Origin of the sequence: Novosphingobium sp., from assembly GCF_036733805.1 — a bacterium.
In the GTDB taxonomy this organism is placed as follows: domain Bacteria; phylum Pseudomonadota; class Alphaproteobacteria; order Sphingomonadales; family Sphingomonadaceae; genus Novosphingobium.
Map to the genome: position 1 here is coordinate 31,530 of NZ_DAIMZT010000021.1, position 13,309 is coordinate 44,838.

Consider the following 13,309-nt stretch of genomic DNA (forward strand, 5'->3'; position numbering starts at 1 on the left):
CCGGTTCCCGGCCGGAAACCTCTCTGACGATCCGGGAGCAAATGCAGGGGTCAAGTTCGGCGTGAAAAAGATCGAAGCCATCATCAAGCCTTTCAAGCTCGACGAAGTGAAGGAAGCGCTCCACGAAGTTGGGGTTTCCGGCATCACCGTGACCGAAGCCAAAGGCTTCGGCCGCCAGAAGGGCCACACCGAACTCTACCGCGGCGCTGAATACGTGGTGGATTTCCTGCCCAAGGTGAAGCTCGAAGTCGTGGTGCCCGATGCCCTGACCGAGCGCGTGGTGGAAGCCATCGCTGACGCTGCGCAGACCGGCCGCATCGGTGACGGCAAGATTTTCGTCGTGCCGATCGAAACGGCGGTGCGCATCCGCACCGGCGAACGGGACGACGACGCTCTCTGAAAAATCTCCCGGCCTAGGTCGGATCGGAAATGCGCCGGCACGGGGGGCCGGCACCGTTTCTGAAATACGAAATACCCCTATCCTCTTTCGCCGCGCGAAAGAGCAACACGGAGAAAACAACAAATGGCAAGTGCAAAGGACGTCCTCAAGAAGATCAAGGACGAGGAGATCGAATGGGTCGATCTTCGCTTCACCGACCCCAAGGGCAAGTGGCAGCACCTGACCATGGTGTCCTCCGTCCTCGGCGAGGACGAGCTGGAAGACGGCCTGATGTTCGACGGTTCGTCGATCGAAGGCTGGAAGGCCATCAACGAGTCGGACATGATCCTGAAGCCCGACCTCGACGCCGTTTACACCGATCCGTTCTCGGCCACGCCGATGCTCATCCTGTTCTGCGACATCGTTGAGCCTTCGACCGGCGAGCTTTACGGCCGCGATCCGCGCTCGACCGCGAAGCGCGCCGAGGCTTTCGTCAAGTCGGCCGGCTTCGGCGACACCGTCTATGTCGGCCCCGAGGCCGAGTTCTTCATGTTCGATGACGTGAAGTTCTATGACAGCTATGATGGCAACGGCTTCAAGATCGACGACATCGAGCTGCCGACCAACTCGGACCGCGCCTACGACACCGGCAACCTCGCTCACCGTCCGCGCGCCAAGGGCGGTTACTTCCCGGTGGCGCCGGTTGACAGCTGCATGGACATCCGCGGAGAGATGGTCTCGACCATGCTCGAGATGGGCCTGCCCTGCGACAAGCACCACCACGAAGTCGCCTCCGCTCAGCACGAGCTGGGCCTGACTTTCGGCACGCTGGTCACCACCGCTGACCGCATGCAGATCTACAAGTACGTGGTGATGATGGTCGCTCAGGCTTACGGCAAGACCGCGACGTTCATGCCCAAGCCGATCATGAAGGACAACGGATCAGGCATGCACACCCACATGTCGATCTGGGAAAAGGGCCAGCCCCTTTTCGCCGGTAACGGCTATGCCGGCCTGTCGGACACTTGCCTCTACTTCATCGGCGGCGTCATCAAGCACGCCAAGGCGCTGAATGCTTTCACCAACCCGACCACCAACAGCTACAAGCGCCTGGTGCCGGGCTATGAAGCGCCCGTGCTGCTGGCCTATTCGGCCCGCAACCGTTCGGCCTCCTGCCGCATTCCCTACGGCGCGGGCGCCAAGGCGAAGCGCGTGGAATTTCGCTTCCCCGACGCGATGGCCAACCCCTATCTGTGCTACTCCGCGCTGCTCATGGCCGGTCTCGATGGCATCAAGAACAAGATCCATCCGGGCGAGGCCATGGACAAGAACCTCTACGATCTGCCGCCGGCCGAACTCGCCGAAGTGCCGACCGTTTGCGGCAGCTTGCGCGAAGCGCTGGACAGCCTGGTCGCCGACCACGACTTCCTCCTCGAAGGCGGCGTGTTCACCAAGGACCAGATCGAAGCTTATCTCGAACTGAAGTGGCCGGAAGTGCTGCGCTGGGAAACCACGCCGTCGGCTGTCGAGTTTGACATGTACTACAGCGCCTGATCCCAGGATCGGGCGGCGACACGTTCGCCGAGTGGGGCGTCCGGAGCAATCCGGGCGCCCTTTTTCGTTTGAGCAGGCGCGCGCGGCCTTGTTACCATCCGCGAAATTGTCACGCTGAACCGGCCGTTCATCTGGCGTTGGATTTCCCTTCATATGACAGCGGCGGCGGGCAATCGAACCGGAGACACGAGCGGAGAGTATCGACATGCGCAAGGCCCCCCTCACCCTCACCCTGATAAGCAGCGCAGCATTGGCCTTGGCCGCCTGTTCCGGGCATTCCGCCCAGGTTGCACTGGCCGCGGCGCAGCAGGCGGCGACTGCCCCCGCATCCTTGCCCGACGTGCTGGACAATGCCGACGGGCTGCAAACCGTCGCCGAGGCGCTGAAAGTCACCGGCGTCGCGACAGCCTTCAAGGGCCGGGCCAGCTACACCCTGCTCGCTCCTGAAGACGGCGCCTTCGCCGCCGCCGGTGATCCTGACAACAAGCTGATGGCCCCCGGCGATCACACCGCGCTGGCCGCCCTCATCAAGGATCACATCCTGCCGGGCCGCGTTACCCCGCGCGACATCAACGCCGCGATCGATGCCAGTCCGGACGGGCAAGTGACGATGTCCAGCCTTGGTGGGGAGGAATTGACGTTCACCCGCTCCGGCAAGACCATCACCGTCACCGCGCCGGACGGTTCAGGGGCGCAGTTCGACGGCGAGCCGGTGATCGGCGGGTCAAGCATCGCCATCCCGATCACCAGCGTCCTCAACCAAGCCTGAGCAAACTCAAAAACCATTTTCCTACAGGAGACATTTTGGTTATCTGAATTGCCGTTTCAAACCTTTATGGAGAAATGGCGTGCTGAACCGCGAGCCGATTTTCGATGAAGTGCGCCGCATGCTGGGGCGCGGGTTCGCCCAGTCCGAAGTGGCGCGCCTCGATGAGGCGATCGACCGCGCACTGAACCAAACCGCGCCTCCGCCGCGCCAACTCGGCCTCGCGGGCAGAGCGCTGATCCGTAAATGGGAAGGTTGCGCCAAGCGTCGTTCGGACGGTCGCTTCGAAGCTTATCCCGATCCCGGCAGCGCCGATGGGATGCCGTGGACGATCGGTTGGGGTTCCACCGGCCCGGATATCCGCGGGGGCGTGATCTGGACGCAGGCGGAATGCGACGCGCGCTTCGATCGCGACATCCTTAAATACGTCAACGAAGTCGCCCAGGCGCTTGGCGACGCACCCACCACGGCGAACCAGTTCGATGCGCTGGTCTCATTCCACTACAACACCGGCGCGATCGACAGAGCTTCACTGACCAGGCTGCATCGGCAGGGGCGGTTCGCGGAGGCCCAGGGGGAGTTCGGCAAGTGGGTCCACAACAACGGACCGGTGCTGGCCGGGTTGGAAAAACGCCGAGCGGAGGAGGCTGCGCTTTATGGTGAAGCATGAACGCGCGGGATGACCACCACATCAGAGTCCGCTTTAAGCAGACGTGATGCCTTCGCTGAATGGCTGGGATGTCGGGGTGAGCGGACATCGATCTTTGAGACCGCCCTTGTCGTCCGCAAAGGGGGCCGCACTAACCGCCTTCCCAAGGCGCCATATCCGACAACCATTTGTTGTATTTCTCTGTGTTACTCGGCGCCTTCACAAAAGCCATCGAGCTCCAAACAACTATCACCCCGATAAGATACCATCCCATTGCGCGGAAGAAATACTTAGCCGATAGAAAATCGCCGATCCAGAGCATCAGCAAGCAGGCCGATAGACACAGCCCAAATAGGCTCATGATCGTAATGCGCTGCCGTGAAACAGTTGTGGGCTTTGGCCGTTGGGCTGGAGCAATATAGTGTTCCCGCCGGGTCGTCTCTGGCGGGCCTATGGCAGCGAATACAGCGCCCAAGGTCAGGGAGACAATTGGCCAAGGTTGAAAGAATCGAACACTAATCGCCAAACCGCAGGGCATCGCGACGAATTTTACAAGCCAGATGAAGTCCTTCATGTTCTTTTTCCGCCTTTGATACGGACCTTGATACCTAACACAGGGGCGGGTTTACCAACATGTAAAATGACAATGCCAACGTCGGCAACGTTGGCGCATCCCGAACGACCGCTCACAAGCAATGCATGGCGGCTTCTTGCCGTAAAGCTCCCGACTGCAACCCAGCCCCTCACAACCGTGGCAGAGTCACGCCCTTTTGCCCCATGTATTTGCCCGCACGGTCGGCGTAGCTCGTCTCGCAGGGTTCGTTGCCCTGCAGGAACAGGAACTGGCAGGCGCCTTCATTGGCGTAGATCTTGGCCGGGAGCGGTGTGGTGTTGGAGAACTCCAGCGTCACGTGCCCTTCCCAGCCCGGCTCCAGCGGCGTGACGTTTACGATGATGCCGCAGCGCGCATAGGTGCTCTTGCCCAGGCAAATCACCAGCACGTCGCGCGGGATGCGGAAGTATTCGACGGTGCGGGCGAGGGCGAAGGAGTTGGGCGGGATCACGCAAACATCTGTCTTGCGGTCGACGAACGAGTTGCTGGCGAAGTCCTTGGGATCGACCACCGCCGAATCGACATTGGTGAAGATCTTGAACTCATCTGCCACGCGCGCGTCATAGCCATAGGAGGACAGGCCATAGGAAATGCACCCGTCGCGGCGCTGCGCCTCCACGAAAGGTTCGATCATGCCCGTTTCGCGGGCCTGCTGCCTTATCCATTTGTCACTGAGAATCGCCATCCGCAGGTGATTCCCGAAGGCGCTTTGCGGGGCAAGTCGCCGATGGGGGTTGTCCACCGGGCACGGACACGACAACATGGGCGAGCCCGTGCTCCTGCGAATAACGCGGCAAAATGTTCCTTAGGAACACAAACTTAGGCGTTTACCCTTGGTCTTAAGGAGTTTTTCACTGGAAACGCGGAAATTCCCATCCGCCGGGATCAGCACTTTCGGCACTCAACGCCCCTCTCGATGGAGAATGCCAGTGCGGAACCTGATTAAGAAGCTCGCCGAGGACAAAAAAGGCGCGACGGCCATTGAATACGGACTGATCGCCGCACTGATCGCTGTCGCCGCGATCGCCGCCATGCAGGGCCTGGGCTCACAGCTGAACACCACCTTCTCGACAACCTCTTCGGCAATGGTCACCACCAGCTGACACCTGACCCGTTTCCAAGCAGCTTTCGGCAAGACCCTCGGCACGGTAGAGTGTCGGGGGTCTTGCCTCATCTGAAGGACCACAGCTTAACTTTATTCCAAGCTTAACATTCGGCTGATATCCCGCGCGCCATGACCCAGCCTGCTCGCATTCTCGTGGTTTTCGGCACGCGGCCGGAAGCCATCAAGCTGTTTCCCGTCATTCACGCACTCAAAGACGATCCGCGTTTCGAATGCGTGGTCTGCGTATCGGCGCAGCATCGGCAGATGCTCGACCAGGTGCTGGAAATCGCGGGTATCGTCCCGGACCACGACCTTGACGTGATGCAACCGGACCAGACGCTGGACGCGCTCACCGCCAGCCTGCTTACCGGGCTCGGCAAAGTGATGGACCAAGTGAAGCCGGACCGCGTGATCGTGCAAGGCGATACCGCCACCGCCATGACCGGCGCCCTCGCCGCCTATTATCGCAAGCTGCCCATCGATCATGTCGAGGCGGGGCTGCGCAGCAACAATGTCTATCATCCCTGGCCGGAGGAGGTGAACCGCAAGATCATCGGCGCCATGGCCAGCCTGCACTTCGCGCCCACTGCGACTTCGGCGGCGGCCCTCATCAACGAGAATGTCGATCCCGCCCGCGTCCACGTCACCGGCAATACGGTGATCGACGCGCTGCATTGGGTTTCGGCAAAGATCGAGGCCGAGCCCGCGCTCGCTTCCGGCCTTGCGGAACTCGAAGCGATGTTCGCCGACAAGCGGATCATCGGCGTCACCAGCCATCGCCGCGAGAACTTCGGCGAGGGCATGGAGCAGATCGCCCAGGCCATTCGCGAAATCGCGGCGCGACCGGACACGGCGGTGATTTTCCCCGTCCACCTCAATCCCAACGTGCGCAAGGTGATGAACGAGCGGCTTTCCGGCCTTAGCAATGTGGCGCTGATCGAACCGCTGGATTACCCCCATTTCGCACGCCTGCTCAACATCGCAGAGATCATGCTGACGGACAGCGGCGGCGTGCAGGAAGAAGCCCCCGCGCTCGGCAAGCCGGTGCTGGTCATGCGCGAGACGACCGAGCGGCCGGAAGGCGTGGAGGCCGGAACTGCCAGGCTGGTCGGCACCGACGCATTGAGGATCGTTACCGAAATATCAACCTTGCTTGACGATACAGCAGCTTACGAGGCCATGGCGCGCGCTCACAACCCCTTTGGGGACGGGCATTCGGCGCGCCGAATCGTGGAGCTGCTTGCACATGAAATCGGACATTAAACCCAGCGTTTGCGTTGTCGGTCTGGGCTATATCGGACTTCCCACGGCCGCAGTGATCGCCCGCGCCGGATGCAAGGTGCTCGGCCTCGACGTCTCGCAGAAAGTCGTCGACACGATCAATCGCGGCGAGATCCATATCGAGGAAGTCGACCTTGACGGTCTGGTCCACGCGGTTGTCTCTCGCGGGCTGCTTTCGGCCTCGACGCAAGTGGCGCCGGCCGACATCTTCGTCATCGCGGTCCCTACGCCTTTCGACAAGAACCACGCGCCCGATATTTCCTATGTCCTGGCCGCCGGGCGCACGATAGCGCCGGTCCTGAAGGCCGGAGACGTGGTGATCCTGGAATCCACCTCTCCAGTGGGCACGACGGAGCAGCTTCGCGACATGATCGCGCAAATGCGGCCTGATCTCAAAGTGCCCGGCCTGACCGCGGAGACCCCCGATATCTCGATCGCCTATTGCCCGGAGCGCGTGCTGCCCGGCCATATCCTGGAAGAGCTGACCAACAATGATCGTTCGATCGGTGGCGTGACCCCGCGCTGCGCCCGCAAGGCGCTGGCCTTCTACAAGCGTTTCGTGCGCGGCGAATGCATCACCACCGATGCCCGTTCAGCCGAGATGACCAAGCTGGTCGAGAACGCCTATCGCGATGTCAACATCGCCTTCGCCAATGAACTTTCCATCGTTGCGGACAAGATGGGCCTGGACGTGTGGGAAGTGATCCGCCTTGCCAACCGTCACCCGCGCGTGAACATCCTTTCGCCCGGCCCCGGCGTGGGTGGCCACTGCATCGCCGTCGACCCCTGGTTCATCGTTCATGGCGCGCCCGAGGAAACCCCGCTGATCCGCACCGCACGCGGCGTCAATGACGGCAAGATGCACCACGTGATCGCCAAGGCCGAAGCACTGGTGGAGGCGCATCCCACAGCCAAAGTCGCCTGTCTCGGCCTGGCCTTCAAAGCCAATATCGACGACTTTCGAGAAAGCCCGGCCCGCTTCGTCGCCAGTCGCCTGGCCCGCAAGTTCGGCGGTCGCATCCATATCGTGGAGCCTTATGCTGCCGGGCTGCCGATTGAGTTCACCGACACCGGCGTCACTCAGATCGATATCGATGATGCCCTGGAGACTTGCGACATTCTGATCGTGCTGGTCGATCATGACGTATTCCGCGTGGTCCCCCTGGCCGAGCGGGCGGATAAGCTGGTCTACGACACGCGAGGCATCTGGCCTGACCAGCCCCGTGTCGTGCGGGAAGAAGAAGCGCGGCTGCAACTGGCGGGGTGAACCCACTCGTTCGTCTCTCGATTTGGCTCGACACGAACGAGACGGCCTCAACGTCAACCCGCTGGAAAACGCCTTCGCACCCTGCTAGATCGCCGGCTCATGATGAACCCGCCTGAAACCGTCTACACCGATTCCCACCGCGTTTGCTGCGATGGAGCCACTGACATTCGCGCCGGCGCCGCGTTAGGTCATCCGCGCGTCTGGCTGGAGATCGATGAGAAGGGCTTTGTCGAATGCGGCTATTGCGATCGCCGCTTCGTGCTTAAGAGCGGCCCGGCGGACCGGCAGGCCGCCTGATCTTTTCTTTCGCCGCAGCATAATGCTCTCTATATCGGGAGCATGACAGCCACTGATCCCCGCTCGCTCCTCTATCGCCAACTCACGCCGGAAGACGCGCAGGCGCTGGCTGCAGAAACATTGCGCCGCTGCGACGATGGCGAGCTTTACCTGCAGTTCGTGGCGAGCGAGGCGTTCGGATACGATGATGGGCGCCTGAAGACCGCAGACTATTCGCGCGATGCCGGCTTTGGCCTGCGCGGCGTTTCGGGTGAGATGACCGGCTTTGCTCATGCGAATGAGATTTCCGCCGCCGCCATACGCCGCGCGGGTGAAACGCTGCAACTGCTCGACCCTGCCACGGGACGGCGCGCCGCGCCGCCGCAGAAGAGCAACCGGCGCCTCTACACCGATGCCTCGCCGCTTGATCTTGTCGGCTTTTCCGAGAAGGTGAAGCTGCTGGAAACGATCGATGCCGCCGCCCGCGCCCGCGATCCGCGAGTGGCGCAGGTCAGCGCCACGCTTTCGGGCACCTGGTCAGTGGTGGAGATCGTTCGGCCGGACGGGTTCATCGCCACTGACGTGCGCCCACTGGTGCGCCTCAGCCTTTCGATCGTCGCGGAAAGCAATGGCCGGCGAGAAACCGGATCGTTCGGGGTCGGCGGTCGCCGGCTTTACGACGACCTTTTCAAGCCCGAGACCTGGAATGAGGCAATCGACACCGCCCTGGCCCAGGCGCTGGTCAACCTTGAAAGCGTCGATGCTCCGGCGGGCGAAATGCCGGTGCTTCTGGCGCCCGGCTGGCCCGGCGTGATCCTGCATGAGGCGATCGGGCACGGCCTGGAGGGCGATTTCAATCGCAAGGGCACTTCGGCCTTTTCCGGCCGCATCGGCGACCGCGTCGCCGCGCCCGGCGTCACCATCGTTGACGACGGCTCGATCGAGGGACGTCGTGGCTCTCTGTCCATCGATGATGAAGGCACACCGACCCAGGAAACCGTGTTGATCGAGGACGGCATTCTGAAAGGTTATATGCAGGATCGCCTCAATGCGCGCCTGATGGGCGTGGAACCCACGGGCAACGGCCGCCGTGAAAGCTATGCCCATGCGCCCATGCCGCGAATGACCAACACGTTCATGAAGGCGGGCAACGACGATCCCGCCGAATTGCTCAGCCGGATCGGGAAAGGCATCTATGCCAAGAACTTCGGCGGCGGGCAGGTGGACATCGTCTCAGGCAAGTTCGTGTTCTCGTGCACCGAAGCCTACAAGGTGGAGAATGGCAAGCTCGGCCCCCCAATCAAGGGGGCTACCTTGATCGGTGACGGACCCTCGGTGCTGACCAGGGTGAAGGGCATCGGCAACGACATGGAACTTGATCGAGGCGTCGGCGTCTGCGGCAAGGGCGGCCAGAGCGTTCCGGCAGGCGTCGGGCAGCCGACGCTGCTGATCGAAGGGCTGACGGTGGGCGGCACGGCCTGACGCGGTCAGCTTCGGTTCAGGCAGCCGGCGCTAAATGCCGTATGGCGGACGAGGGAACGTTTGAGAGGGGAGAATGGCTATGAAAAAATCCGTCACCGCCATAGCCGCGACCCTGCTGGCGGGCGCCGTCCTGCTTTGCCCTCCAGCGATTGCGGCGCAACCTAAGCTTACCGGCGAGCAACAACTTGCAAAGATGCTGGAAGGCCGCGAAGCGGGAAAGCCGGTCGACTGCATTCCGTTGTCGCAGACATCCAACACGACCGTCATTTATAAAACCGCTATCGTCTATCGCGTCGGCTCGACGCTCTACGTCAACCGGCCGACCAATGCCGACCTGCTCGACAATGACCAGATTCTGGTGACACGCCTCACCGGCTCGCAGCTTTGCAGCATCGATACAGTGCAATTGCACGACCGCAGCATGCCGCACATGTGGAACGGCTTCGTCGGACTGAGAGAGTTTGTTCCTTACAAGAAGGCGGCGGCCAAGTAGGCGCCACCGCTCGACACGAGTCCCTTGCAGGAGGCGGCCGGGAGCTTGCTCGCGGCCGTTTCCTTATGCATTCCCTGTAAAAGCACTTTTCAGCCGATATTGATCGCGCGCGATTATGGGATGAGGACGGCCGCGCCGTCAAAGCGTCCGGCGCGCAGATCGGCCAGCGCCTGGTTGGCATCGCCGAGCGGATAAATCGTCGTCTCGGTCCGAATGCCTATTTTCGGTGCGAGCGCCAGGAAATCCAGCCCGTCCTTGCGCGTGAGATTAGCGACGGAAACGAGTTGCCGCTCTTCCCACAAGAGCGAATAGGGAAAGGCGGGAATATCGCTCATATGGATGCCCGCGCACACTACTCGGCCACCCTTGCGAACCACCTTCAGCGCTTGAGGGACCAGCGCTCCAACCGGGGCGAAGAGGATCGCTGCATCGGGCGGTTCGGGCGGCTGTTCCATCGAATCTCCAGCCCAGGTGGCCCCCAGCTGCCGTGCGAACGCCTGCGAAGCCAAATCGCCAGGACGGGCGAAGGCGAAGACCTTCCTGCCCTGCCAAAGCGCCACCTGCGCAATGATGTGCGCAGCGGCACCGAAGCCGTAAAGGCCCAGGCGTTTCCCCTCTCCCGCCATGGTCAGCGAGCGCCACCCGATCAGCCCCGCGCACAGCAACGGCGCCAGCGCAACGTCATCCCCATCCTCTCCCAAGGGGAAGACGTAACGCGCATCGGCCAAGGCCGCGGTCGCATAACCGCCATTGCGCGTGTACCCCGTGAACGTGGGCGCATCGCACAGATTCTCATGATCCGTCTGGCAATAAGAACAAACGCCGCAGGTGTGGCCGAGCCACGGAATACCGACGCGTTCGCCGAGGCGAAGCCCCTCCACCCCCGCGCCGAGCGCATCAATGCGGCCGACAATCTCGTGTCCCGGAACGATCGGCAGATGCGGCTCGGACAACTCGCCATCCACCACGTGCAGATCGGTCCGGCATACGCCGCAGGCCGTCACGCGGACGCGAATCTGGCCGGGATCGGGGATGGGATCAGGCAACTGGGTATATTCGAGCGGGCTACGCAATGCCTTGAGGACCATGGCCCACATACGCGTCTCCTTCGAGAGCGGCGACTGTCTGGAATGCATGCCGACATGGCTTCTCAACATACCATACCGCTCACTCAAAGCGCTCGGCAATCCGCACAGCCTAACAGCGGGGAATGGGGCGGCAGTAATACGACGTCTTGCCCGCCAAGCCTTGGCATCATAACCATCGAAGCGCTCTTTGCTGAAGATGAGAACCATGGATCCTGCCGACAGCGTGCACAACAATCTGGTTCAGGCGCTTAGTTCGGGCGCGCTTCCATCGCGGCGATCCACCTTCACGTTAACCGACGCCGGCGTTGACGCTCCGGCGCTGTTGGACCTGTTTCATTCCCAGGTCGTCAGCCGCCAGCTCGATCGCATATCGCGGCAGCTTCAGGCGCGCGGCGAAAGTTTCTACACCATTGGCAGTTCCGGCCATGAGGGCAATGCCTCCATCGCCGCGGCCACGCGCGTCGGCGACATGGCCTTCCTTCATTATCGCGACGCTGCTTTCCAGGTCCAGCGATCGAAGCAGCTGCCAGGGCAGACGCCGATCTGGGACATGTTATTAAGCTTCGCGGCTTCGTCGGAGGACCCCATTTCAGGGGGGCGCCACAAGGTTCTGGGCTCGAAAGCACTCCATATCCCACCGCAGACCAGCACGATCGCCTCGCATCTGCCGAAAGCCGTGGGTGCGGCCTTCGGAATCGGCATCGCCAAGGCGTTGGACCTTCGCGACCGCCCACTGGACGATGATGCCATTATTTTGTGCAGCTTCGGCGATGCTTCCGCCAATCATTCGACGGCGCAGGGCGCGATCAACTGCGCCAGCTGGGCGGCCTATCAGGGCACGCCGATGCCGATCATGTTCATTTGCGAGGACAATGGCATAGGCATTTCTACCCATACTCCAGAGGGCTGGATCGCCGCCTCGTTCCGCAACCGCCCGGCGCTTACCTACATTGCGTGCGACGGGCTTGACCTGCTCGATACGCTGATCGCCGCCAAAGCCGCAGCGGACATCGCACGCCTGCGCCGGAGGCCGGTGTTCCTGCACATGGGATGTGTTCGGCTTTATGGCCATGCCGGCTCTGACGTGCAAACCGCCTATATGTCGAAAGCGGAAATCCTGGAAACTGAGGCGCACGATCCATTGCTTCACAGTGCCGCGGTACTGGTCGACCTGGGTGTGATGCGGGCCGATCAGATTCTCGATCTTTATTCGGAAACGGGCGAAACGATCGTCCGGCTCGCCGAGGATGCAATAAAACGGCCGAAGATCGGCAGCGCAAGGCAAGTAATGGCAAGCGTGATCCCGCCACGTCGGCCCTTGCCGCCCGCCCACCGGCCCACACCCGAAGAGCGTGCAGCGCTCTTCGCTAGTGATGCTTCTCAGTTGGACAAGCCTCAGCATATGGCCCGCCTGTTGAGTTGGGCGCTCGCGGACCTGATGCTGGCCTATCCGCAAATCGTGCTGGCTGGGGAAGACGTGGGGCCCAAGGGCGGTGTCTATAACGTGACCGCAAAACTCCACCATCGTTTCGGACCCCGGCGCGTCATCAATACCCTGCTGGATGAGCAGAGTATTTTGGGCTTGGGTATCGGCTTTGCCCACAATGACTTGCTGGCTATCACGGAAATCCAGTTCCTGGCTTACGTGCATAACGCCGAAGACCAATTGCGAGGCGAAGCGGCTACCCTGCCCTTCTTTTCGAACGGTCAATATGCCAATCCAATGATCGTGCGGGTCGCCGGGCTGGGCTATCAAAAGGGCTTCGGCGGGCATTTCCATAATGATAACAGTCTGGCGATCTTTCGCGACATTCCCGGCTTGATCGTTGCTTGCCCGTCAAACGGCCGGGATGCCGTCGCCATGCTACGCGAGTGTGTTCGTCTTGCGCTTGAGGAGCGCCGCGTCGTGGTTTTCGTGGAGCCGATCGCCCTTTACATGACGCGAGACCTCAATGCCGAAGCGGACGGCCTGTGGGCCAGCATTTATGAAGAGCCCGTTCAGGCAGCGCCGATTCCGTTGGGCGCAATCGGACGTTATGGCGACGGAACCGACCTGGCCATCGTAAGTTACGCCAACGGCTGTTATCTGTCGCGCCAGGCGCAAACGCTGCTGGCGGAACGGCACGACATCAACGCGCGGGTGATCGATCTACGCTGGCTGGCGCCGCTCGATGCGGATGCCCTTCTGGCCGAAGTGGGTGAAGCGACACGCGTTCTCATCGTCGATGAATGCCGCATCACCGGATCGCAGAGTGAGGGGCTAATGGCGCTGTTCACGGAGCGGGCGCCAGATCTGGCAGTCAGCCGCGTCGCCGCTGAGGACAGCTTCATCCCTCTCGGCCGCGCAGCAACATTG

14 protein-coding genes are annotated in these 13,309 nt (G+C 61.7%); 11 read left to right on the forward strand and 3 right to left on the reverse strand.

Translation table 11 applies throughout. The annotated features are described in order from the left end of the window. Window positions 1–61 precede the first annotated feature (61 nt). The 4 genes from V7D69_RS07175 (at window position 62) to V7D69_RS07190 (ending at window position 3,369) form a co-directional block, all read left to right on the forward strand. Window positions 62–400 carry a P-II family nitrogen regulator gene (locus tag V7D69_RS07175; protein ID WP_324064135.1) on the forward strand — a complete coding sequence of 113 codons (339 nt, stop codon included), beginning with the start codon at window positions 62–64 and terminating at the stop codon, window positions 398–400. 123 nt (window positions 401–523) lie between these two features. Further along, complete coding sequence (glnA, locus tag V7D69_RS07180) at window positions 524–1,933, forward strand: type I glutamate--ammonia ligase (RefSeq protein ID WP_324064133.1); 1,410 nt, start codon at window positions 524–526, stop codon at window positions 1,931–1,933. A 205-nt stretch (window positions 1,934–2,138) separates the two neighbouring features. Next, entirely contained in the window at window positions 2,139–2,702 is a 564-nt protein-coding gene (locus V7D69_RS07185; protein WP_333605434.1) for a fasciclin domain-containing protein, read from the forward strand. Between the two features lie 79 nt (window positions 2,703–2,781). After that, window positions 2,782–3,369, forward strand: a complete 588-nt coding sequence (locus tag V7D69_RS07190; protein ID WP_333605435.1) for a lysozyme — start codon at window positions 2,782–2,784, stop codon at window positions 3,367–3,369. 130 nt (window positions 3,370–3,499) lie between these two features. Here the strand turns inward: V7D69_RS07190 and V7D69_RS07195 are convergent, their stop codons facing one another. Further along, entirely contained in the window at window positions 3,500–3,922 is a 423-nt protein-coding gene (locus V7D69_RS07195) for a hypothetical protein (RefSeq protein WP_324063740.1), read from the reverse strand. Window positions 3,923–4,091: 169 nt separating this feature from the next. Next, the gene (gene dcd / locus V7D69_RS07200; protein WP_324063741.1) at window positions 4,092–4,646 is read right to left on the reverse strand and encodes a dCTP deaminase; all 555 of its coding nucleotides are present in this window, start codon (window positions 4,644–4,646) and stop codon (window positions 4,092–4,094) included. Window positions 4,647–4,890: 244 nt separating this feature from the next. Between dcd and V7D69_RS07205 the strand changes: the two genes are divergently transcribed. The 6 genes from V7D69_RS07205 (at window position 4,891) to V7D69_RS07230 (ending at window position 9,865) form a co-directional block, all read left to right on the forward strand. Further along, entirely contained in the window at window positions 4,891–5,064 is a 174-nt protein-coding gene (locus tag V7D69_RS07205) for a Flp family type IVb pilin (protein WP_324063742.1), read from the forward strand. A gap of 131 nt (window positions 5,065–5,195) precedes the next feature. Next, window positions 5,196–6,329 carry a non-hydrolyzing UDP-N-acetylglucosamine 2-epimerase gene (gene wecB, locus V7D69_RS07210; RefSeq protein WP_333605436.1) on the forward strand — a complete coding sequence of 378 codons (1,134 nt, stop codon included), beginning with the start codon at window positions 5,196–5,198 and terminating at the stop codon, window positions 6,327–6,329. Then, window positions 6,313–7,614 (forward strand): UDP-N-acetyl-D-mannosamine dehydrogenase, encoded by a 1,302-nt coding sequence (gene wecC, locus V7D69_RS07215; RefSeq protein WP_333605437.1) that lies wholly within the window; start codon window positions 6,313–6,315, stop codon window positions 7,612–7,614. The genes wecB and wecC overlap by 17 nt, the downstream gene beginning before the upstream one ends. A 99-nt stretch (window positions 7,615–7,713) precedes the next feature. Then, complete coding sequence (locus V7D69_RS07220; protein ID WP_333605438.1) at window positions 7,714–7,911, forward strand: zinc-finger domain-containing protein; 198 nt, start codon at window positions 7,714–7,716, stop codon at window positions 7,909–7,911. A gap of 42 nt (window positions 7,912–7,953) precedes the next feature. After that, on the forward strand, window positions 7,954–9,372 hold the full coding sequence (gene tldD / locus V7D69_RS07225; RefSeq protein ID WP_333605439.1) for a metalloprotease TldD: 1,419 nt from the start codon (window positions 7,954–7,956) through the stop codon (window positions 9,370–9,372). Between the two features lie 79 nt (window positions 9,373–9,451). Then, complete coding sequence (locus V7D69_RS07230; RefSeq protein WP_333605440.1) at window positions 9,452–9,865, forward strand: hypothetical protein; 414 nt, start codon at window positions 9,452–9,454, stop codon at window positions 9,863–9,865. A 113-nt stretch (window positions 9,866–9,978) separates the two neighbouring features. On the opposite strand, the gene V7D69_RS07235 is transcribed toward V7D69_RS07230, so the two are convergent. Further along, window positions 9,979–10,962: a zinc-dependent alcohol dehydrogenase family protein gene (locus tag V7D69_RS07235; RefSeq protein ID WP_333605441.1), complete on the reverse strand. Its 984-nt coding sequence runs from the start codon at window positions 10,960–10,962 to the stop codon at window positions 9,979–9,981. Between the two features lie 196 nt (window positions 10,963–11,158). On the opposite strand from V7D69_RS07235, the gene V7D69_RS07240 reads away from it, so the two are divergent. After that, a partial coding sequence (locus tag V7D69_RS07240) for a thiamine pyrophosphate-dependent enzyme (RefSeq protein WP_333605442.1) occupies window positions 11,159–13,309 on the forward strand: 2,151 nt, incomplete at its 3' end.

Coding starts and splice junctions, on each gene's coding strand:
- tldD (WP_333605439.1), top strand. CDS start 7,954: ATGACAGCCACTGATCCCCGCTCGCTCCTCTATCGCCAACTCACGCCG.
- V7D69_RS07235 (WP_333605441.1), bottom strand. CDS start 10,962: ATGTGGGCCATGGTCCTCAAGGCATTGCGTAGCCCGCTCGAATATACC.
- wecC (WP_333605437.1), top strand. CDS start 6,313: ATGAAATCGGACATTAAACCCAGCGTTTGCGTTGTCGGTCTGGGCTAT.
- V7D69_RS07195 (WP_324063740.1), bottom strand. CDS start 3,922: ATGAAGGACTTCATCTGGCTTGTAAAATTCGTCGCGATGCCCTGCGGT.
- dcd (WP_324063741.1), bottom strand. CDS start 4,646: ATGGCGATTCTCAGTGACAAATGGATAAGGCAGCAGGCCCGCGAAACG.
- V7D69_RS07220 (WP_333605438.1), top strand. CDS start 7,714: ATGATGAACCCGCCTGAAACCGTCTACACCGATTCCCACCGCGTTTGC.
- wecB (WP_333605436.1), top strand. CDS start 5,196: ATGACCCAGCCTGCTCGCATTCTCGTGGTTTTCGGCACGCGGCCGGAA.
- glnA (WP_324064133.1), top strand. CDS start 524: ATGGCAAGTGCAAAGGACGTCCTCAAGAAGATCAAGGACGAGGAGATC.
- V7D69_RS07185 (WP_333605434.1), top strand. CDS start 2,139: ATGCGCAAGGCCCCCCTCACCCTCACCCTGATAAGCAGCGCAGCATTG.
- V7D69_RS07230 (WP_333605440.1), top strand. CDS start 9,452: ATGAAAAAATCCGTCACCGCCATAGCCGCGACCCTGCTGGCGGGCGCC.